Raw genomic sequence first — 17,973 nt, forward strand, 5'->3', positions numbered from 1 at the left:
TCACGCCACGCGCCGCCGTCGTGTGTACTCCGCCACACTCGCCATCGGCGGCCGCTCCTCCGTGTCCACCGCGTGCGTCCGCGGCACGAACCCCGTCTCCCCCCGGTCGAACTGCGTCAGCCGCGGCCGCACCAGGTGCCCCCGCGACAGCCGCAGCTGCGCCGTCCGGTAGATCGCCGCCGCCATCCGCCCCAGCGCCCGGTCGTCCTGGTGCCGGTGCTTGCGCACGCCCACGTCCACCTGGGCCAGCGCGTCGAGCCCCACCGTGTGCAGCGCGTCCACCAGCAGGCCCAGCTCCACCCCGTACCCCACCGGGAACGGCAGCCGCTCCAGCAGCGAGCGCCGCGCCGCGTACTCGCCGCCCAGCGGCTGGACGAACCCGGCCAGCTGCGGCCAGTGCAGGTTCAGCAGCGGCCGCGCCACCAGCTCCGTCACCCGCCCGCCCTGGCCGACGGCACCGCCCAGCGGCCGGTCGTACATCGCCTTCACGAGCTGCACGGACGGGTCGGTCAGCAGCGGCCCCACGATCCCGGTCACGAAGTCCGCCGAGAAGTCGACCAGGTCCGCGTCGACGAAGCACACGATGTCGCCGCTCGTCACGAACAGCGACCGCCACAGCACCTCGCCCTTGCCGGGCAGCGCCGGTATCCGGGGGAGTATCGCGTCCCGGCGCTCCACCCGCGCCCCGGCCGCCCGCGCCACCTCCGCCGTACGGTCGGTCGAGCCCGAGTCGATCACCACCAGCTCGTCCACCAGCGGCACGGCGCCGGACATCAGCTCGCGGCGGATCACGGTGACGATCTCGCCGACCGTCGCCTCCTCGTTGAGCGCCGGCAGGACGACACTGACGGTCGTACCGCGGGTCGCCCCGCGTTTCGCAGCGAGCAGCTGGTCGAGCGGTCGCTCCGCAACGGACCAGGACCGCCGGTCCAGCCAGCGCTCCACCTCTTCCAGCACGTGATCTCCATCTCGCGTATCGGACGACCATCTCGAGCGTCCAGGGGTTCGGTTACAGTCTTGAACAACGCGGATGGCCGACACATGTCGGGTCCCCCGCGCACACAATCGAATACCGCTCATCCAGAGGGGCAGAGGGATACGGCCCGTTGAAGCCCCGGCAACCCTCCAGTCGGCACTCGCACATCTGCGCAACGCGAGGCCCCGGCTAGGGAAGGTGCCAAATCCGTCTCATGGCGAAGTGCGCCATGAGGAAGATGAGGAGAAAGGGCCTCGCCTCCATGGCTGTACAGACCGTCGCCACCCCGGACACCACCCAGAACGTCGACCTCGGGCCCGCCTCCGCGCTCTCCTGTCGCGAATGCGGTGAGCGCTTCGCCCTCGGCCCCCTCTTCGCCTGCGAGCAGTGTTTCGGGCCGCTCGAGATCGCGTACGACCTGCCGAGCGGCGACCCCGAGGCCCTGCGCAAGCGGATCGAGGCCGGGCCCGCGAACATCTGGCGGTACGCGCCCCTGCTGCCCGTCCCCGCCGACGTCGCGGACAAGCCGAACCTGAACCCGGGCTGGACCAAGCTCGTCCAGGCCGACAACCTGGGCCGCGAGCTCGGCGTCGAGCCGGGCAAGCTCTTCGTCAAGGACGACTCCGGCAACCCGACGCACTCCTTCAAGGACCGCGTCGTCGCCCAGGCCCTGGAGGCCGCCCGCGCCTTCGGCTTCACCACCCTGTCCTGCTCCTCCACCGGCAACCTGGCGGGCGCGGTCGGCGCCGCCGCCGCCCGGGCCGGCTTCCGCTCCTGCGTGTTCATTCCGCACGACCTGGAGCAGGGCAAGGTCGTCATGGCCGCGGTGTACGGCGGTGACCTGGTCGGCATCGAGGGCAACTACGACGACGTCAACCGCTTCTGCTCCGAGCTCATCGGCGACCCGCTCGGCGAGGGCTGGGGCTTCGTGAACGTCAACCTCCGCCCGTACTACGCGGAGGGCTCGAAGACGCTCGCGTACGAGATCTGCGAGCAGCTCGGCTGGCGGCTGCCCGACCAGATCGTCATCCCGATCGCGTCCGGCTCGCAGCTGACGAAGATCGACAAGGGGCTGCAGGAGCTCATCAAGCTGGGCCTGGTCGAGGACAAGCCGTACAAGATCTTCGGCGCGCAGGCGGAGGGCTGCTCCCCGGTGTCGGCGGCCTTCAAGGCCGGCCACGACGTCGTACGCCCCCAGAAGCCGAACACCATCGCCAAGTCGCTCGCCATCGGCAACCCCGCCGACGGCCCGTACGTCCTGGACATCGCCCGCCGCACCGGCGGCGCGGTCGAGGACGTCAACGACGAGCAGGTGGTCGACGCGATCAAGCTGCTGGCCCGTACGGAGGGCATTTTCGCCGAGACGGCGGGCGGTGTGACCGTGGGTGTGACCAGGAAGCTGATCGAGGCGGGCGTGCTGGACCCGTCCCTCACCACCGTCGTGCTCAACACCGGCGACGGCCTGAAGACCCTGGACGCCGTGGCTCCGACGACCGGCCCCACCGCCACGATCCGCCCGAGCCTGGACGCGTTCCGCGACGCCGGCCTGGCCTGACCCGACCTGAGCTCGTACTGAAAGGCATCACGACATGAGCGTCAACGTGCGCATCCCCACCATCCTCCGCACGTACACGGGTGGCCAGGCCGAGGTCCCGGCGGAGGGCGCGACCCTCGCCGAGGTCATCGAGTCGCTGGAGAAGAACCACCCGGGTATCGCCGCCCGCGTCCTGGACGACCAGGGCAAGCTGCGCCGCTTCGTCAACGTGTACGTGAACGACGACGACGTCCGCTTCGAGCAGGGTCTGGAGACCGCCACGCCGGACGGCGCGGGCGTGTCGATCATTCCCGCCGTGGCCGGCGGTTGCTAGCCCAGGGATAGCGCTTTCCGGAATTGCCCCCTCCGCACACGGTGCGCAGGGGGCATTTCCGCATGGTTGAGCGCGGTAGAGTTGGGGAAGCCCCCGCCGCCGGTCATGTCACGCGCATATGAATTCACGCCCCGGCGCGACAAGATGCAGTCAAAGTACCCGTGCCTGATGCGCCGAATGTGCGCTTTGCCGGGCCCGACTTGCCCAGGATTCTGGCGAATTCCGCCTACTTTTCCGTTCACGCGTGCTCGGAATTCTCGTCCGATTGACCTGTTGCAGACGGCAGTTGGACAGATACATTCAGCGGCGGTCGACGCGTTCCGGCGCACGCCCGTTCCTGTCAGCGGGTGAGGTCTGACCCGGGTCCGCGAAGTGCGGTCCTGTGCAAGGGCCAGTAATAGGGGAGTTAGGCATGGCTCAGGGCACCGTCAAGTGGTTCAACGCGGAGAAGGGGTACGGCTTCATCGCGGTCGACGGTGGTGCGGATGTATTCGTCCACTACAGCGCGATCCAGATGGACGGCTACCGCACCCTGGAGGAGGGTCAGCGAGTCGAGTTCGAGATCTCGCAGGGCCAGAAGGGTCCGCAGGCGGACATGGTCAAGCTCGCCGGCTAGCAGCAGACGCGTTTCGGCCAGCGACTTTCACAGTGGTGCCGAGGGGCCCGCATCCGCACAGGATGCGGGCCCCTCGCGCGTGCGCGCCCGCGTACACGCGTAGGGGATCGAGGGCTCCCGATCCCTGGGAGATCCCCGGGAGGAGCTTGCACTCGAAGGGGTCGAGTGCTAATCATTGGCGTTAGCACTCTGAAGGTGAGAGTGACAACGAAGGACCGAGTCGGTGAGGTCCGCAGGCCGGTGGGGCAAGGAACCACAGGGGCATGCAGGCCGTCCGTCGCGGGCGCCAGCGCGGTCCGGAGCATCCACCCCAGTCCGGGAGGACCACTTCACATGGCCAAGATCATCGCGTTCGACGAGGAGGCACGGCGCGGCCTCGAGCGCGGCATGAACCAGCTCGCCGACGCCGTCAAGGTGACCCTGGGCCCCAAGGGTCGCAACGTCGTCCTCGAGAAGAAGTGGGGCGCCCCCACGATCACCAACGATGGTGTCTCCATCGCCAAGGAGATCGAGCTCGAGGACCCGTACGAGAAGATCGGCGCCGAGCTGGTCAAGGAAGTCGCCAAGAAGACGGACGACGTCGCCGGTGACGGTACGACCACCGCGACCGTCCTCGCCCAGGCGCTCGTCCGCGAGGGTCTGCGCAACGTCGCCGCCGGCGCCAACCCGATGGCCCTGAAGCGCGGCATCGAGAAGGCCGTCGAGGCCGTCTCCGGTGCGCTGCTCGACCAGGCGAAGGAGGTCGAGACGAAGGAGCAGATCGCCTCCACCGCCTCCATCTCCGCCGCCGACACGCAGATCGGCGAGCTCATCGCCGAGGCGATGGACAAGGTCGGCAAGGAAGGCGTCATCACCGTCGAGGAGTCCCAGACCTTCGGTCTGGAGCTGGAGCTCACCGAGGGTATGCGCTTCGACAAGGGCTACATCTCGGCGTACTTCGCCACCGACATGGAGCGTATGGAGGCCTCTCTGGAGGACCCGTACATCCTGATCGTCAACTCCAAGATCTCCTCCGTGAAGGACCTCCTCCCGCTGCTGGAGAAGGTCATGCAGTCGGGCAAGCCGCTGCTGATCATCGCCGAGGACGTCGAGGGCGAGGCCCTGTCGACGCTGGTCGTCAACAAGATCCGCGGCACCTTCAAGTCCGTCGCCGTCAAGGCCCCGGGCTTCGGCGACCGCCGCAAGGCCATGCTGAACGACATCGCCATCCTCACGGGCGGCACGGTCATCTCCGAGGAGGTCGGCCTCAAGCTGGAGAACGCCGGTCTCGACCTGCTGGGCCGCGCCCGCAAGGTGGTCATCACCAAGGACGAGACCACGATCGTCGACGGTGCCGGTGACAGCGAGCAGGTCCAGGGCCGCGTCAACCAGATCCGCGCCGAGATCGAGAACTCCGACTCGGACTACGACCGCGAGAAGCTCCAGGAGCGCCTGGCGAAGCTGGCCGGCGGCGTGGCCGTCATCAAGGCCGGTGCCGCCACCGAGGTCGAGCTCAAGGAGCGCAAGCACCGCATCGAGGACGCCGTTCGCAACGCGAAGGCGGCCGTCGAGGAGGGCATCGTCGCCGGCGGTGGCGTGGCCCTGATCCAGGCCTCCTCCGTCTTCGAGAAGCTGGAGCTGGAGGGCGACGAGGCGACCGGTGCCAACATCGTGCGCCTGGCCCTGGAGGCCCCGCTGAAGCAGATCGCCGTCAACGGTGGTCTCGAGGGCGGCGTCATCGTCGAGAAGGTGCGCAACCTGCCCGTCGGCCACGGCCTGAACGCCGCGACCGGTGAGTACGTCGACATGATCGCCGAGGGCATCATCGACCCCGCCAAGGTGACCCGTTCCGCTCTGCAGAACGCGGCCTCCATCGCGGCGCTGTTCCTCACCACCGAGGCCGTCGTCGCCGACAAGCCGGAGAAGGCGTCCGCCCCGGCCGGTGGCGGCATGCCGGGCGGTGACATGGACTTCTGATCCCGCGCGGATCGGTAAGCCCGGTTACGGAACCGAGGGCGGCACTCCCCGACGTGGGGGTGCCGCCCTCGGGCGTTCCCGCGCCGCGGGCGTCATCGACCCGGGCCCCTCCGTCAGACCGTTTCGGTGCGGTCCTTCGGACCGTCGGCGAGGTGATCGAAGAACTCGTCGATCAGAGCGAGCAGCCCGGCCACGGCGTGCTCTTCGGTCTCGCGCGACCAGGGCTCCTCGGGACGGCCGTCGGGAAAGACCAGCTTCTCGGCCAAGAGCCAGTACACCAGGTTCCAGCCGTAGCCCAGCTTGGTGGCGAGCCACTCCCGGAACCCGTCCAGCAGGGCTCCTTCGGAGGCGGTGTCATAGCCGTTGAGGAACCCGACCACCGCATCGAAAGTGACCCTGCCGACGAACATCCCCGGGCGCTTCTTGAAGTGGGCCCAGACGTCCTGGTGCGACCGCGTCGGCTTGTCCCAGCCGCGCCCCCAGGCAGCGGGCATGTGCGCATCGCCGGTGCCGGCCCCCCAGGTGGAGTACGAGACCGCCTCCGGCCCCACGCCGAGAGCCGCGAGGACGCTGCCCACGCGGGCGGCCGAATCGACAGGCCCGCCCGACCGGGTCCACACGTGGGTTCCCGGAGCGTCCCCCTCGTGGTGGGTGACGACGAAGTCCGTCCCGTCCAGCACGAAGAACGCGGTCCGCACACTGCCGCGGCTGTCCCACGAGCTCTCGAGGGTCAGCCCCAGCCGCCGCGCCACCTCCTCCAAGTCCACCGAGAGCAGGGCCAGCGCACGCAACGGCCAGGCCACGCTCTGGTACATGGACACCTGCCGCACCGGGCTGCGCCCACCTGCCCGGAGTTCCGTCGTGGGCTCCCCGTCGCCCTGCCCATCCCGTTTCCTGATCACCTCGGTCACGAGGCACAGTCAACCAGTCGGCCCCCCGGGTGGCCTACGTGGCGGCCTGGTGGCCCAAGCGCGATCCCAGCAGGCCGTGCGGCAGGTACCCGGACCGGACACCGAGGTCCCACCCGTGGACCTGGACGGCGAGGCAGGCCAGGGCGAGGGGGCCGAGGGGGAGGAGGGACCGGGGCGCGGGATCACCGGCACCGGCCTCGACGCTCTCCCGGTACGCGACCAGCCGGGCGACGAGGGCGTCCTCGAAGGCGTGCTGGTCGTCGTCGAGCAGGACGCGGAGCAGCCGCTGGTCCGCGCTCAGCGCGTCGCCGACCTCGTCGAGCCGCCGGGCGGCCTCCGCGCGCTCCCCGGCGTCGGGCTTGCGCAGCGGAACCGTCGGCCAGTCGCGGGGCAGATGCCCGGCCGCCTCGGTGAGATAGGGGCACAGGGCGTCCATGGCGGCCAGGTCGGCGGGATCGGAGACGGAGGTGTACCGGTTGTAGGGCACGCCGTCACGGATGGCGGGCGCGTAGTCGCCGCGCAGCAGCAGCCCGGTGACCCGCTCCTCCCGCAGGTACCCGCTGACGACACACGTCTCGAACATGTCGAGCCAGGTCCGCGCGGTGGGCGCCTCCCTGACGACGTCCCGGAAGGTGATGGGCCCGTCCCCGAACTCGTCGTCGTCCGGGTCCGTGCTGATCCGTTCCCCGATGAGCGAGAACTGGAGGTCCTGGTCCCCGTCCGGAAAGCACATGATGCTCAGCACTCCGTGCAGACACTCCGCGGCGGTGACGGCGACCCTGCCGGTCGCGGCGTCGAGCCCCGGCTCGGCCACCGCTCGCGCGGCGACATGGTCGAGCAGTTCGTCCGCCATGGCCCGGATCAGCGCCGGCGAGATGCTGCCGTACCGCAGCGAGTGCCACCGCGTGTAGGCCCGCCCGTGGATGTCGTCGAGCGCCTCGGCCAACCGCTGCTCGCCGACCTGATGGCCTGCCACTTCCCGCACGTTCCCCGCCCCTTCATGCACTCCATGACTGAACGGAGCACGTTAGCAACAGGCACTGACAGCACTGGAGCGTCTTCTCGTCAAGGGATTGCTCCCCTGACGCGGCCGGGCCCAGGGAGCCTCCGCTAGGTAGGCGCCGCATAGCAACGAACGGCCACCCGCTGCTCCGGGCCCCACTGCTGTTCGACCGTGGCCAGCAGCTCCCAGCCGAGCCGCTCGTACAGGGCTGCCGCCGCAGTGTCCGAAGCCAGCACGTCCAGCACCGGGTGTACGCCGAGGTCCCGTGCTTCCGTGACGGCCCGCGCCATGAGCAGCGCACCGATGCCATGGCCGCGGGCCCACGGGGCGACGAACAAGCGGTTCACCACGGCGGCCCGGTCGGTACCCCTCCCCGTACGGACGCTCCACAACCCGGGAGCCGCGTCCGCCGGGTCACTCCGCGACAGGCCGATGTGACCGGCTGGGCGGCCCTCCAGCTCTGCCACCCACGAGGCGATGAGCGACGAGGGGGTGAGCCAGGCGCCCGGAAGGTCGGGCCAGTTGACCGGATAGCCGTCGCGCTGATGGACCTCCGCCAGTATCCGCACGCAGTCACCGAGGTCGCGCTCGGTCCGCTGTCGGATACGCGGGGGACTCGGGCGCACGTGCGCGCCGGACCTGATCTCGCCGGACATCCTACGAGTCGCTTCCGTCGAGCGGCTCGGCGAAGTCCCTGGTCAAGGCCCTGGGGGCGTCGGTCTCCTCGCCGGCGTCCGCGGCGATGCCCAGATCACGGCGCATCGCCTCCCTCGCGACGCCTATCAGCGCCCAGAGCGCGTGCTGCGCTTCAGCGGCCGACTGCAGGGTTTCGCCTGGCTGGGGGTTCCCCTGTTCCAGGCGCTTGATCTGTCCGTAGACCCTGGTCAGCGCTGCGTTCACTTCCCGAGCGGGATCGATCACCCCGTCGGGGGCGATCATCAGAGCCTCGGACCACCGGTCACGGTAGGCGTCCTTGGTTCCCTCCAGGGCCGCTACGTCCTCCTGCCCGGGCGTGCGGTCCCGCATGACGTACAAGTGCCGACTGAGTGCCGTGGCGAACTGCCGGGCATCCCGGTGCAGTTGCGTGTAGCAGCTGCGGCGCAGCTCACGGTACTCGCGGGCTTCCTGGAGGGCTTGGGCCATCTCCAGCTCGCGCCTCTTGGCCCGGTCGGCGCCCTGCTGGGTGAGCAACGCGCCCCCGAGAGTTCCCGCGACACCGGCGATCGCGATCAGTACGGCCCCCACGTCCATGCGGACACCCTAGACGCCGCGATGTGCGTCAAGGAGCTGTTCCCCTGACGCGACCGGGTCGAGGTGCACTAGGGTGCGCCGATGTCATCGATCAAGCATTTCCAAGTCACCTTCGACTGCGCGGAACCCGCGCGCGTCGCCCGCTTCTGGTGCGAGGTCCTGGGGTACGTCGTATCGGCGCCGCCGGAAGCGGACGAGTGGTCCGCCTGCGTGGACCCTTCGGGGGCGGGCCCGCGGCTGTACTTCCAGCGCGTTCCCGAGGGCAAGGCCGCCAAGAACCGGGTGCACCTCGATGTGCGGGTCGCCACCGGGCTCGTGGGGGAGGAGCGCCTCGCCGCCCTTGAGGCCGAGTGCGCGCGACTGGTCGCGCTCGGCGCGGTCCACGTGCGGACGCTGCTCGCCGACGACGAGAACGAGTCCTGCATCGGGATGCAGGACATCGAGGGCAACGAGTTCTGTCTCGACTGAGCGTCCGAGAGGGCGGCCCGCGGGCTGGGACGGCCTACGGGCCGAAGACGAGGCCCACGCCCGCGAGCACCCCCGCAGCAAGCGAGCACAGCGCGATCCGCTGCCCCTCCCGTAGGTAGCGGGCGCGGGCCCTCCGCTCCTTGCGGATGGTTTTGGCCGTCCCCATGTGCAGACGCTTCGGGAACTGCGGGTGGTGCACGAACGCGTACGTCTCGCCCACCACGTGCGCGGGCCCGACCGTCGCGCCCTGCTCGTGCCGTACGTACGTCCCACCGGGCCCTTCAAACTCGTACACCGCGTGTGCGAACCGCCCCTTGCCGAACGGCACCAGACTCACCAGACGTGCCTGCACCTCGATGCCGGTTTCGTCGAGCTCCGTCATCTTCTTCAGCACTGTCCGCTCGCCCTTGACGCACATCAGACCGAACATGAGGCCCGGCACGGACGCGATCGCGAAGCATATGAGCACTGCGTTCACCAAGTTCACACAGCGGACCGTACGGCACCCTCGGCCCTGCCGTAAGCCCCGCAATCCCTTCACCGTGCGGTCGAAGGCAGCTTACGATCACGCCCATGTCGATCCCATCGCCCATACCCATCCTCCGGGGCAACCGGGGAACCGAGCTCCGCTGCGAGGGCGAAGATCTACTGCTGCGTCGCTCCGACGAAGAACTGCGCATCCCCTTCGCGGCGATCGCCCGGGTGCGTGCCGAACGGCGCGACGTGACCGTCGAGCTGACCGCCCCGGCCGGTGCCGAGCCGACCGCCTACCGGGTCGAGGACGTGAGCGCGGCCGCTGCGGCCGTCTTCGCCGACGCCGTGACCGACGTACTGCCCGAACGTCCCGCAGGCGAAGAGCCGGTCGACGGCTCCGCCCTGGTCACCGTCCGCAGCCTCCGTGCCGCAGCCGACGGCGCGGCGGACGGCGAAGGGGACGAGGAGCCGTACGAAGAGCCACCCCTTGTGGGGCGGGCCGCCCTGGCCCCCGGCGTCGTCCTGGCGGTCCTCTCCGTGACCGTCTGGGTCGCCGGCGGCCACGTGGGCCGTGCCATCGCGACGCTGCTCCTCGGCTCCGTCGGAGCCTGGCTGGGCTTCCACGCGTGCCGGATGCTGTGGGACGCCTGGGACTCCTGGTACCTGCCCCGCTACGGCATCACCGTGGAATTCACGCAGGTCATCCTCGAAGGCGAGGCCGTCTTCGCCTTCACGGACAGCAGCGGAGCGGTACACCGCGTCGGCCGCAACGTCCTTTGGTGCACCACAGGCCAAGCCGCCTACCACCCGCGCAACCCCCAGCGCGCCGTGGCCGGCCGGGGCTGGCGCGGCATCGTCCCGCATCTCGCCCTCGGCCTGTTCGTGGCCGCCCTCGCCACCGCCGTCGGCTACGGCACGCTCGCCCTCGCCCTCCCCGCCTTCGACGGTTAGGCCGAACGTTCCAGGCCGGGCCCGCTCAGCCCGCGTAGTCCTTCAGCTCCCCCGTTTCGAGGGTGATGCCCACGGGGTCGGGAAGCTCGACGGTGTCGCCGTACTTGTACGGGACCTGCTGCTGGTAGGTCCCGTGCGACGGATCGCTGTGCACGACCAGGGTGTCGGAATCCCGGTCGACGAGGAGGAAGACCGGGATGCCCGCCTGGGCGTATCCGGTGCCCTTCTCCTTGCGGTCCCGGAGGTCGGTGTCGGAGTCGTACGAGGTGACTTCCACGGTCATGAGGACGCCCGACGGGTCCGCCCATTCGCCGTGCCCGGCGAAGTACCGCCTGGGCGCGAGGGCCCCGTCGGACCGGGCCCGCCCCTTCCGGTAACCCTCGACCACGAGGCCCCGCTCGGGGTAGAGCCTGAGGTCGGGGCGGTGATGCATGCACTGCTCCAGAAGCCACATGATCATTTCGTCGTGGTCGCCGTCGGGCACGGGCTTGACCTTCAGCTTTCCGTTGATGAATTCGAGCGTGACGGTTTCCGGGGCTCGGCGGGCGAGCTGCTCGAACTCCTCTACGGACATCTGCGGGCGCTCTGCGATGCCAGGGGTCATGGTGTCGCCTCCTCCCCTACAGAGTGCCCCGCCTCTGGTGCGGGTGAGCTGAACTGTCATGCATGGCTCCTTTCGGGTCGCAGGCCGGCCGCCGCCTTCGTCGCCGCCGCGTGGGCGTGGACGCGGGCGGCCGGCAGGGGTGCCGTGGGCCGTTCGGGCACCGCCTCGCCCCGGCAGGGGCCGCATTCGCCGTCGCGGAGGGCCTCCGGGCGGGCCGGGTCGCCGCAGCGGGCGCACTCCAGGATGCGCAGCGGCGGCCGGTACGGCTCCGTGCGCGGCGGCGGGATCTTGGTCGTGAGGCGGGTCCGGGCCAGCGCCAGCGGACGGTGCACGGTCTCCGGGAGCCCGGCCGTCAGAGCGATCCGCACCTGCTGCTCGGTCGCCCCGCGCTCGAACCACTCGTCCACCAGCGGCGCCAGCACCCCGCACTCCCCGGCGGACAGCGACATCATCGGCACCTCGCGCCCCAGGGCCGCCAGCAGCACGTACGCCCGCGACAGCGTCTGGCGCCGGGGCTTGTCCTCCGGTACGTCCCCCCGCTGGAACGCCGCCCACCACTCGTCGTCCCTCGCCGTCCGGGACCACCACGTGCGCGTCACCCACTGCTGGGGGCCGTCGCCGAGCGTGTGCTCCCGCCCCCGGCGCAGGTGCCCCGCGCGTACGAGGTTGTTGAGCGCCGTCCGCAGCGCGCACTGCCCGTACTCCGGGAGCACCTTCGCCAGCGTCTTCACGGAGATGTCCGCGCCGTCCGTCAACCTGTCGATGTACCCGGCGATGGACGCCTCGCGCGGCGGCAGGTGCGCGAAGTCACTGCTCGTCGGCGGTTTCTGGCCAGGCGCGGAACGCTTGCCGTAGCCGGGGCTCGCGAGGGGGTGCGCGGCAACACTAAGCTCTTCGTCATCCATGGGATCGGGCCTTTGCGATCTCGATGGCTAGACCCCCGCAGGTGTTGTCAGCACCTCGCGGGGGTTGTTCGTTATTCGGGCACGCTAGAGCGTTGACACGCTGCGTGGCAAATCGACTCCGAAGGGTCAACATGCCGGGTGGGTGGGCGGGTTCATGACCAGACCCATGAACCCAATCCTGTGAAGAAAGCTCGAATCTCGGGGCTTGAGCCTCGGGCCTACGCTGGAGATATGGCCGTCGACGTCCTGTCGGAGATCGTGATCGACGCGCCGTGCGACCTGGTCGCCGCGTACGCCGCCGATCCCTCGAACGCGCCCGAGTGGTACGCCAACATCGTCTCTGTTGAATGGCGGACCCCGCCGCCCCGGACCGCCGTCGAGGTCGGCTCCCGCGTCACCTTCATCGCGCGCTTCATGGGGCGGCGCTGGGTCTATACGTACGAGATCACCGAGTACGAGCCCGAGCGGCGCCTCGTCATGCGAGCGACCGAGGGCCCGCACGACATGGAGACCACCTACACCTGGGAGCCGTACGGACTCGACGGCACCCGCACCCGCATGACCCTCCGCAATCGCGGCGGCCCCGGCCACCGCTTCGCCGAGCCCGCGGTGCGCTACGCCAACCGCAAGGACCTCCGGAACCTGAAGGCCCAGATGGAGTGGCGGATGGACCCCGACGCCTGACCGGTGCCGGGGCCTCCGCCTTACTGCTTGACGCCCGCTACGAACGCGGACCAGGCCGCCGCCCGGAACACGAGCTTCGGGCCGTGCGGGTTCTTGGAGTCGCGGACGGGGACGATGTCGGGGTTGCCGTCGGCGACTTCGAGGCAGTTGCCGCCGTCGCCGCCGCTGTGAGTGGACTTGCGCCAAGTCGCCACTTCAAGGCAGTCGCCGCCGCTGCCGCCGCTGTAGCTGGACTTGCGCCACTCAAGGATTTCGATCTTCATGGGCGTAATCCTCCGCCACTGATTCGATCAGGGCCAGGGATTCGACAGGGGGCAGTGCACTGGCCCCGACCAGATCGTAGGCCAGTTCGTACTGTCGAACCGTGGTCGGGTCATCTTCCAGCCGTCCCGTACCCATTGCCTGAAGGTATGCCAGAGGAGGCGCGTCCTCGAAGGCCATCAGCTTGAGCGAGCCTTCAAGTGCCATGTGCGCGCCCGCGCCGAATGGCAGCACCTGCACGATGATCCGGTGCTGGCGCGCCAACTCCGCCACTTGTCGAAGTGCTTCCGTCATCACTCCCGGACCGCCGACCTCTCGGCGTAGCACCGCCTCATCCAGTACTGCCCAAAACAACGGCTTGGTTGGATCGTCGAGCAAGTTGGCGCGGTCGAGTCTGGCCTCGGTGAGCTCGTCGATCAACGCTTCCGGTGCGGTCGGGTGGTACGCGCGGAACACCGTCCGCGCGTACGCCTCCGTCTGCAACAACCCCGGGATCAGTTGCGGCGCGTACTCCTTGATGGCCACCGCCAACGCTTCCGCTTTCGCCGCCTCCGCGAAGTGGTCCGGGTACTTCGACTTGCTGGCCGCTCCGCAGTTGCGGGCGAAGAAGCCGTTCGTACCCAGGATCTCGTCGAGCCGGACCGCCATCTCCGGTGTGATCCGCCGGATGCCCAGCTCCAGCTGGCCGATGAACGAGCCGCTCACGAAGAGCGCCGCGCCCAGTGAGTCCTGGCTGTGACCTGCGGCTTCGCGCAGATGGCGCAGCTCGTTTCCCAGCAGCGCGCGCGGCGAGGAGAACGGATCCAGATCCTTTGGACGGGGCATGTGTCAACTCCCGTTAGCACAGATGGGGTTGTTGAGCCCCATATATGTTCAGGCTAGCCGCAAGTCGACCACTCTGTGTACAGGATCGGAATACTCAGCGTGGAGGTGGCAGGTCATGGAGTTGCGACCGATGGAGCGGCTGCGGGCGGCCGAGGAAGTAGTGGACCAGCTGCGGAGCGAGCTGAAGGAGCTGGGGCTGGTGCTGCCGTCCCTGGGGGTGGACCCGGTCACCGCGTCGAGTGAGGCGCCGTACCCGCTGGTGGATCTGGGGCGCTGCAACCTGGACACGGCCATGAGGCTGGTCGCCGTTCTCCACGAGGTGCGCCGGTGAAGGCGGGGGAGTACGTGATCGACGGCCGGAGCGGGCGCGTCGGTCAGGTGATGGGCCATGTCGGCGGGTACGTACAGCTGCGTCCGCCGGGAGGGGGCCGGGAGTGGGACTGTCCGCCCGAGGTGCTGAGCCCGGCGCCGCCGGGAGAGGTGCTGAGAGAGCGGGTACGGCAGCTCAACCGGCAGATGCGCCTGGCGCCGTAGGCCTCAGCGGCGGGCGTTCGCCTTCGCCGCGCGGTTGCGGGTGCGGCGCTTGAGTGCGCGACGCTCGTCCTCGCTCAGGCCGCCCCACACACCGCTCTCCTGGCTGTTGTCCATGGCCCACCGCAGGCACGGCTCGCGTACCGGGCAGCGGTGGCAGATGGACTTGGCCGCTTGGGTCTGGAGCATGGCCGGCCCGCTGGTCCCGATCGGGAAGAACAGGTCGGGGTCTTCGTGCCGGCAGGCGGCGGCGGTACGCCAGTTGTCCATCAGGGGCCTCCCTGGGTCGGTTTCGGGGTGGTTCGGGGCTTCTCTTCGGGTGACCGCCCTTCTGTCGCTGAAACGGCAGACGCGATTCCTCTTCTTTTCTTCTTCTCTTCTCGTCTTCTCATCCGGCTCTCATCGCGGGCTCAAGCCCCCATCACCTCGCCTGCCTACGTTCGCAGGCATGTTCTTCACCTATCTCCGGCGCGAGTTGCGCCGTCGAAGGAACCAGCCCCAGGGGAAGGTCCTTCAATCCCCGTACGGCGGGGGACGATCAGGGAGCAGGCGGGGGCGTTGGCGCGGGCGCGGGAGTGAGGGTGGCCTTGTCGAGGCCGAAGAAGTAGGTGGCGAGGAAGCCGGTGACGTAACCGGTGAGCAGGCCGGCCGCGTAGATGGCGACCGTAATGAGGGAGGCCGGGCCCTGGTCGCCGTTGAGCAGCGGGAACAGCGCCCAGCCGGACGGGCCGATGGCCGTCGAGCCGACCTTGGCGCCGAGCATGCCGCACAGGCCGACGACGCCGCCGCCGAACGCGCCGCCGACGCAGGCGGTGATGAAGGGTCGGCCCAGGGGGAGGGAGACGCCGTAGATGAGCGGCTCCCCGACGCCGAGGAGACCGGCCGGCATCGCGGACTTGATGGTGCGCCGGAGGTCGGTGCGGTGGCGCAGCCGTACGTACACGGCCGCCGCCGCGCCGACCTGGCCCGCGCCCGCCATGGCGAGGATGGGGAGCAGGACGGTGAAGCCCTGCTGCTCGATGAGGGTGGTGTGGATGGGGATGAGGGCCTGGTGCAGGCCCAGCATGACGAGCGGGAGGAACAGGCCGCCGAGGACGAACCCGGCGGCGGCGCCCGCGTGGGTGAGGAGCCAGTCCGCGAAGGTGCCGATGGCGGTGGAGACCGCGCCCGCGAGCAGCATCAGGCCGAAGAGGGTGACGAGGCCCGCGAGGAGGACGGTGAGGGTGGGGGTGACGAGGACGTCGAGGGCCTCGGGGACGCGGCGGCGGCACCACTTCTCGATGCGGGTCGCCAGCAGCGCGGCGGCCAGCGCGCCGAGGACGCCGCCCTGGCCGGGGGCGAGGGTGTGGCCGAGGACCTCGATCTTCGCCACGCCCGCGTAGACGATGATCGCGGCGACCGCGCCGCCGAGGACCGGGGTGCCGCCGAACTCCTTCGCGGTGTTGATGCCGACGAAGACGGCGATCAGCGCCATGAAGCCGGAGGCGATGGCGGCGAGGGCGGGGGTGAGGGAGGGGAGGAGGCCGAGGTTGACCAGCAGGCCGTTGAGGCCGGCGATGATGCCGCAGCCGATGAGCGCGGGGATGAGGGGCACGAAGATCGCGGCGACGCGGCGCAGCAGCAGCTTGAGGGGCGTGGCGTTCCTCGCCTTCTGCGCCTCCTTGATCGCGGCGCCCCGGTCCTGGAGGCCCCGGTTTTGGAGGTCCCGGTCCTGGAGGAGGAGCGCCTCGAACGCGGGGGTGACGCGGTTGACGGTGCCGGGGCCGAGCACGATCTGGTAGCTGTCGCCGTCCTCGACGACGCCGAGGACGGCGGGGTGGGCGCGGATGTCCGTGTCCTGGACGAGGGCGCGGTCGCGGAGGGTGAGGCGGAGGCGCGTCATGCAGTGGGCGACGGAGGTGATGTTGGGGGCGCCGCCGAGGAGGGGGAGGAGGGCGGTGGCGGTTTCGCGGTGCGGGTCGGGCGCGGGGGCGGGTGCGGCTGCGGTCATGCGCGGATGGTGCCAGCGGGCGCGGGCCGTACGGCGCCCGCGCGCCGGTGGCGGGTCGGGCCCACCCGTTCCTCCCCCTGGGACTACGTCACTGGGGTGACGTTCCGGACCCGAGTGTTCCGGACCCGAGCGTTCCGGACCCGGGCTGGGAGGCGATCCTCATCGCTGCCACAGGAAGGCGGCCACGCGGCAGGGGAGGCAGTGGAAGACGTAGCCGCGGCCGCCGCCGCCGAAGTTGGCGGAGGTCGCGAAGTCGGCTCCCTCTTCCAGGTCGGCCGTGAAGGTCATCCGGGTGGCGCAGGAGGGGCAGTCGGGGGTCTCGTCACCCTGAATCCAGCCGGGTCCGCCGCCCAGCGCCCCCAGGACTGGCTCCGTGGTCGGGACGTCGGCCGGGTGGGGGCGCAGAGCGGTGACCGCGCCGAGCAGCGTCTCGCCCTCGGCGGGGACGGTGGCCGCCCCGAGGGGACCGTCGAACAGGAAGGCGCGGTTGGCGCCGCTGGTGGCGTCCCAGTCGTCGCACATGCCGGGGTTGTTCTGACAGAGGAACACCGAGACCACCCCGAATGCGAGGGGCAGGTGGGCGAAGAACAGCATGGCCCCGCCGCACTCGCGGCACATCGGCCACACGAATCCCTCCGGAACGAGGGGCACTCCCCCCGTGCGCAGTTCGGGAGCGTCGGCTACGGCTTCCCCGCCGTGGATGAGCAGCATGTCCACAGACTAGGCACGACCTCCACACGACCCGGACACCCCCTAGCGCTCCAATGCCGCGCGGAGGTGGCCGTCCGTCTCCTTGAGCAGGCGGATCGCCGTGTCGGCGTCGACGTCCGCCAGGAGCGTGAGGATCGCGGGCTTCACCTCGCCGTCCGTGGCCGCGAGGGCCGCGTCGATGGCGGGGGCGGGGGCGCCGGTCGCCAGGGCGACGATGCGGTGGGAGCGGGCGCGGAGCTTGTCGTTGGTGGCGCGGACATCGACCATGAGGTTTCCGTATGTCTTGCCCAGGCGGACCATCGTGATCGTCGAGATCATGTTGAGGACGAGCTTCTGGGCGGTGCCCGCCTTCAGGCGGGTGGAGCCCGTCACGAACTCGGGGCCGACGACGACCTCGATGGCGTGGTCGGCTGCGGCCGCGAGCGCGCTGCCCGGGTTGCAGACGAGGCCGATCGTCAGGGCCCCCGCCGTACGGGCGTGTTCCACCGCGCCGAGGGCGTACGGCGTACGGCCCGAGGCGGAGACGCCGACCACCGTGTCGTCGGCGCGCAGCCGCAGGGCCGCGAGGTCCTCGGCGGCCAGGTCCCGCGAGTCCTCGGCGCCCTCGACGGCCTCCGTCATCGCCGCGCGGCCGCCCGCGATGAGGCCGACGACCTGGCCGGGGGCGGTGTTGAAGGTGGGCGGGCACTCGCTGGCGTCGAGCACGCCGAGGCGGCCGGCCGTGCCGGCGCCCGCGTAGATCAGGCGGCCGCCGCGGGCCATGCGGGCGGCGGTGGCGTCGACGGCGGCGGCGATCCGGGGGAGCTGGGTGGCGACGGCGGCCGGTACGGACTGGTCCTCGGCGTTCATGAGGCGGGCGATCTCGGCGGTGGGGAGCCGGTCGATGTCCGCGAGGTCGGGGCGGAAGGCTTCCGTGGTGAGGGCGGCGAGCTCGGAGGGGTTCATGCGGGCGTGCTCTTTCGCTCTTTCGGCCGGTCGGGTTCGGTCC

General features: G+C 70.2%; 23 protein-coding genes and 1 riboswitch. Of the genes, 9 read left to right on the plus strand and 14 right to left on the minus strand.

Annotation, left to right across the window (positions count from 1 at the left end; translation table 11 throughout):
• Nucleotides 1–957 carry a glucosyl-3-phosphoglycerate synthase gene (locus tag AB0A69_RS09085; protein WP_361417261.1) on the minus strand — a complete coding sequence of 319 codons (957 nt, stop codon included), beginning with the start codon at nucleotides 955–957 and terminating at the stop codon, nucleotides 1–3.
• 116 nt (nucleotides 958–1,073) lie between these two features.
• A riboswitch (SAM riboswitch) is annotated at nucleotides 1,074–1,221 on the plus strand.
• Nucleotides 1,222–1,238: 17 nt separating this feature from the next.
• Between AB0A69_RS09085 and thrC the strand changes: the two genes are divergently transcribed.
• The 4 genes from thrC (at nucleotide 1,239) to groL (ending at nucleotide 5,416) form a co-directional block, all read left to right on the plus strand.
• Nucleotides 1,239–2,531 (plus strand): threonine synthase, encoded by a 1,293-nt coding sequence (gene thrC / locus AB0A69_RS09090; protein WP_361417264.1) that lies wholly within the window; start codon nucleotides 1,239–1,241, stop codon nucleotides 2,529–2,531.
• A gap of 34 nt (nucleotides 2,532–2,565) precedes the next feature.
• A complete protein-coding gene (locus tag AB0A69_RS09095) occupies nucleotides 2,566–2,844 on the plus strand; it encodes a ubiquitin-like small modifier protein 1 (RefSeq protein WP_355355584.1) in 279 nt (92 codons plus the stop codon).
• 412 nt (nucleotides 2,845–3,256) lie between these two features.
• Nucleotides 3,257–3,460, plus strand: coding sequence for a cold-shock protein (locus tag AB0A69_RS09100; RefSeq protein ID WP_031073244.1), 204 nt, complete (start codon nucleotides 3,257–3,259; stop codon nucleotides 3,458–3,460).
• Nucleotides 3,461–3,793: 333 nt separating this feature from the next.
• Nucleotides 3,794–5,416, plus strand: coding sequence for a chaperonin GroEL (groL, locus tag AB0A69_RS09105; RefSeq protein WP_355355581.1), 1,623 nt, complete (start codon nucleotides 3,794–3,796; stop codon nucleotides 5,414–5,416).
• A 113-nt stretch (nucleotides 5,417–5,529) separates the two neighbouring features.
• Here groL and AB0A69_RS09110 read toward each other — a convergent pair whose 3' ends face one another.
• The 4 genes from AB0A69_RS09110 to AB0A69_RS09125 all read right to left on the minus strand — a co-directional run bounded on the left by AB0A69_RS09110 (nucleotide 5,530) and on the right by AB0A69_RS09125 (nucleotide 8,581).
• Nucleotides 5,530–6,327 (minus strand): hypothetical protein, encoded by a 798-nt coding sequence (locus AB0A69_RS09110; RefSeq protein ID WP_361417268.1) that lies wholly within the window; start codon nucleotides 6,325–6,327, stop codon nucleotides 5,530–5,532.
• Nucleotides 6,328–6,361: 34 nt separating this feature from the next.
• Nucleotides 6,362–7,312 carry an immunity 49 family protein gene (locus tag AB0A69_RS09115; protein WP_361417271.1) on the minus strand — a complete coding sequence of 317 codons (951 nt, stop codon included), beginning with the start codon at nucleotides 7,310–7,312 and terminating at the stop codon, nucleotides 6,362–6,364.
• Between the two features lie 125 nt (nucleotides 7,313–7,437).
• Nucleotides 7,438–7,986: a GNAT family N-acetyltransferase gene (locus AB0A69_RS09120; protein WP_361417274.1), complete on the minus strand. Its 549-nt coding sequence runs from the start codon at nucleotides 7,984–7,986 to the stop codon at nucleotides 7,438–7,440.
• Nucleotide 7,987: 1 nt separating this feature from the next.
• Nucleotides 7,988–8,581 carry a hypothetical protein gene (locus tag AB0A69_RS09125; protein ID WP_361417277.1) on the minus strand — a complete coding sequence of 198 codons (594 nt, stop codon included), beginning with the start codon at nucleotides 8,579–8,581 and terminating at the stop codon, nucleotides 7,988–7,990.
• Between the two features lie 81 nt (nucleotides 8,582–8,662).
• On the opposite strand from AB0A69_RS09125, the gene AB0A69_RS09130 reads away from it, so the two are divergent.
• The gene (locus AB0A69_RS09130; protein WP_361417280.1) at nucleotides 8,663–9,049 is read left to right on the plus strand and encodes a VOC family protein; all 387 of its coding nucleotides are present in this window, start codon (nucleotides 8,663–8,665) and stop codon (nucleotides 9,047–9,049) included.
• Nucleotides 9,050–9,083: 34 nt separating this feature from the next.
• Here the strand turns inward: AB0A69_RS09130 and AB0A69_RS09135 are convergent, their stop codons facing one another.
• Nucleotides 9,084–9,536 (minus strand): hypothetical protein, encoded by a 453-nt coding sequence (locus AB0A69_RS09135; protein WP_361417283.1) that lies wholly within the window; start codon nucleotides 9,534–9,536, stop codon nucleotides 9,084–9,086.
• An 86-nt stretch (nucleotides 9,537–9,622) separates the two neighbouring features.
• Here AB0A69_RS09135 and AB0A69_RS09140 point away from each other — a divergent pair, with 86 nt between their 5' ends.
• On the plus strand, nucleotides 9,623–10,474 hold the full coding sequence (locus AB0A69_RS09140) for a hypothetical protein (RefSeq protein ID WP_361417286.1): 852 nt from the start codon (nucleotides 9,623–9,625) through the stop codon (nucleotides 10,472–10,474).
• Between the two features lie 25 nt (nucleotides 10,475–10,499).
• On the opposite strand, the gene AB0A69_RS09145 is transcribed toward AB0A69_RS09140, so the two are convergent.
• A complete protein-coding gene (locus tag AB0A69_RS09145) occupies nucleotides 10,500–11,078 on the minus strand; it encodes a Uma2 family endonuclease (protein WP_361417289.1) in 579 nt (192 codons plus the stop codon).
• Between the two features lie 56 nt (nucleotides 11,079–11,134).
• Nucleotides 11,135–11,983: a hypothetical protein gene (locus tag AB0A69_RS09150; protein ID WP_361417292.1), complete on the minus strand. Its 849-nt coding sequence runs from the start codon at nucleotides 11,981–11,983 to the stop codon at nucleotides 11,135–11,137.
• A 231-nt stretch (nucleotides 11,984–12,214) separates the two neighbouring features.
• Between AB0A69_RS09150 and AB0A69_RS09155 the strand changes: the two genes are divergently transcribed.
• Complete coding sequence (locus tag AB0A69_RS09155; protein ID WP_361417294.1) at nucleotides 12,215–12,667, plus strand: SRPBCC family protein; 453 nt, start codon at nucleotides 12,215–12,217, stop codon at nucleotides 12,665–12,667.
• Nucleotides 12,668–12,687: 20 nt separating this feature from the next.
• Here AB0A69_RS09155 and AB0A69_RS09160 read toward each other — a convergent pair whose 3' ends face one another.
• Nucleotides 12,688–12,930, minus strand: a complete 243-nt coding sequence (locus AB0A69_RS09160) for a DUF397 domain-containing protein (protein ID WP_361417297.1) — start codon at nucleotides 12,928–12,930, stop codon at nucleotides 12,688–12,690.
• A complete protein-coding gene (locus AB0A69_RS09165; RefSeq protein WP_361417300.1) occupies nucleotides 12,911–13,753 on the minus strand; it encodes a helix-turn-helix transcriptional regulator in 843 nt (280 codons plus the stop codon). Before AB0A69_RS09165 ends, AB0A69_RS09160 begins: the two co-directional genes overlap by 20 nt.
• A gap of 115 nt (nucleotides 13,754–13,868) precedes the next feature.
• On the opposite strand from AB0A69_RS09165, the gene AB0A69_RS09170 reads away from it, so the two are divergent.
• Complete coding sequence (locus AB0A69_RS09170) at nucleotides 13,869–14,084, plus strand: hypothetical protein (RefSeq protein ID WP_361417303.1); 216 nt, start codon at nucleotides 13,869–13,871, stop codon at nucleotides 14,082–14,084.
• Nucleotides 14,081–14,287 (plus strand): hypothetical protein, encoded by a 207-nt coding sequence (locus AB0A69_RS09175; RefSeq protein ID WP_361418479.1) that lies wholly within the window; start codon nucleotides 14,081–14,083, stop codon nucleotides 14,285–14,287. Before AB0A69_RS09170 ends, AB0A69_RS09175 begins: the two co-directional genes overlap by 4 nt.
• 3 nt (nucleotides 14,288–14,290) lie before the next feature.
• Here AB0A69_RS09175 and AB0A69_RS09180 read toward each other — a convergent pair whose 3' ends face one another.
• From AB0A69_RS09180 to murQ, 4 genes are all read right to left on the minus strand, one after another.
• Nucleotides 14,291–14,554 carry a WhiB family transcriptional regulator gene (locus AB0A69_RS09180; protein WP_361417306.1) on the minus strand — a complete coding sequence of 88 codons (264 nt, stop codon included), beginning with the start codon at nucleotides 14,552–14,554 and terminating at the stop codon, nucleotides 14,291–14,293.
• A 268-nt stretch (nucleotides 14,555–14,822) separates the two neighbouring features.
• Nucleotides 14,823–16,274, minus strand: coding sequence for a PTS transporter subunit EIIC (locus AB0A69_RS09185; RefSeq protein WP_361417309.1), 1,452 nt, complete (start codon nucleotides 16,272–16,274; stop codon nucleotides 14,823–14,825).
• A gap of 159 nt (nucleotides 16,275–16,433) precedes the next feature.
• Nucleotides 16,434–16,985, minus strand: coding sequence for a hypothetical protein (locus AB0A69_RS09190; RefSeq protein WP_361417312.1), 552 nt, complete (start codon nucleotides 16,983–16,985; stop codon nucleotides 16,434–16,436).
• Nucleotides 16,986–17,027: 42 nt separating this feature from the next.
• Nucleotides 17,028–17,930, minus strand: a complete 903-nt coding sequence (gene murQ / locus AB0A69_RS09195) for an N-acetylmuramic acid 6-phosphate etherase (protein WP_361417315.1) — start codon at nucleotides 17,928–17,930, stop codon at nucleotides 17,028–17,030.
• Nucleotides 17,931–17,973 lie beyond the last annotated feature (43 nt).

This window comes from Streptomyces sp. NPDC045431 (assembly GCF_040646655.1).
Classification (GTDB): Bacteria; Actinomycetota; Actinomycetes; order Streptomycetales; family Streptomycetaceae; genus Streptomyces.

Excerpts from the sequence above, each read along its gene's own strand:
- thrC (WP_361417264.1), top strand. The coding sequence starts at position 1,239 with ATGGCTGTACAGACCGTCGCCACCCCGGACACCACCCAGAACGTCGAC.
- AB0A69_RS09095 (WP_355355584.1), top strand. The coding sequence starts at position 2,566 with ATGAGCGTCAACGTGCGCATCCCCACCATCCTCCGCACGTACACGGGT.
- AB0A69_RS09100 (WP_031073244.1), top strand. The coding sequence starts at position 3,257 with ATGGCTCAGGGCACCGTCAAGTGGTTCAACGCGGAGAAGGGGTACGGC.
- groL (WP_355355581.1), top strand. The coding sequence starts at position 3,794 with ATGGCCAAGATCATCGCGTTCGACGAGGAGGCACGGCGCGGCCTCGAG.
- AB0A69_RS09120 (WP_361417274.1), bottom strand. The coding sequence starts at position 7,986 with ATGTCCGGCGAGATCAGGTCCGGCGCGCACGTGCGCCCGAGTCCCCCG.
- AB0A69_RS09125 (WP_361417277.1), bottom strand. The coding sequence starts at position 8,581 with ATGGACGTGGGGGCCGTACTGATCGCGATCGCCGGTGTCGCGGGAACT.
- AB0A69_RS09130 (WP_361417280.1), top strand. The coding sequence starts at position 8,663 with ATGTCATCGATCAAGCATTTCCAAGTCACCTTCGACTGCGCGGAACCC.
- AB0A69_RS09140 (WP_361417286.1), top strand. The coding sequence starts at position 9,623 with ATGTCGATCCCATCGCCCATACCCATCCTCCGGGGCAACCGGGGAACC.
- AB0A69_RS09145 (WP_361417289.1), bottom strand. The coding sequence starts at position 11,078 with ATGACCCCTGGCATCGCAGAGCGCCCGCAGATGTCCGTAGAGGAGTTC.
- AB0A69_RS09150 (WP_361417292.1), bottom strand. The coding sequence starts at position 11,983 with ATGGATGACGAAGAGCTTAGTGTTGCCGCGCACCCCCTCGCGAGCCCC.
- AB0A69_RS09155 (WP_361417294.1), top strand. The coding sequence starts at position 12,215 with ATGGCCGTCGACGTCCTGTCGGAGATCGTGATCGACGCGCCGTGCGAC.
- AB0A69_RS09160 (WP_361417297.1), bottom strand. The coding sequence starts at position 12,930 with ATGAAGATCGAAATCCTTGAGTGGCGCAAGTCCAGCTACAGCGGCGGC.
- AB0A69_RS09165 (WP_361417300.1), bottom strand. The coding sequence starts at position 13,753 with ATGCCCCGTCCAAAGGATCTGGATCCGTTCTCCTCGCCGCGCGCGCTG.
- AB0A69_RS09170 (WP_361417303.1), top strand. The coding sequence starts at position 13,869 with ATGGAGTTGCGACCGATGGAGCGGCTGCGGGCGGCCGAGGAAGTAGTG.
- AB0A69_RS09180 (WP_361417306.1), bottom strand. The coding sequence starts at position 14,554 with ATGGACAACTGGCGTACCGCCGCCGCCTGCCGGCACGAAGACCCCGAC.
- AB0A69_RS09185 (WP_361417309.1), bottom strand. The coding sequence starts at position 16,274 with ATGACCGCAGCCGCACCCGCCCCCGCGCCCGACCCGCACCGCGAAACC.
- AB0A69_RS09190 (WP_361417312.1), bottom strand. The coding sequence starts at position 16,985 with ATGCTGCTCATCCACGGCGGGGAAGCCGTAGCCGACGCTCCCGAACTG.
- murQ (WP_361417315.1), bottom strand. The coding sequence starts at position 17,930 with ATGAACCCCTCCGAGCTCGCCGCCCTCACCACGGAAGCCTTCCGCCCC.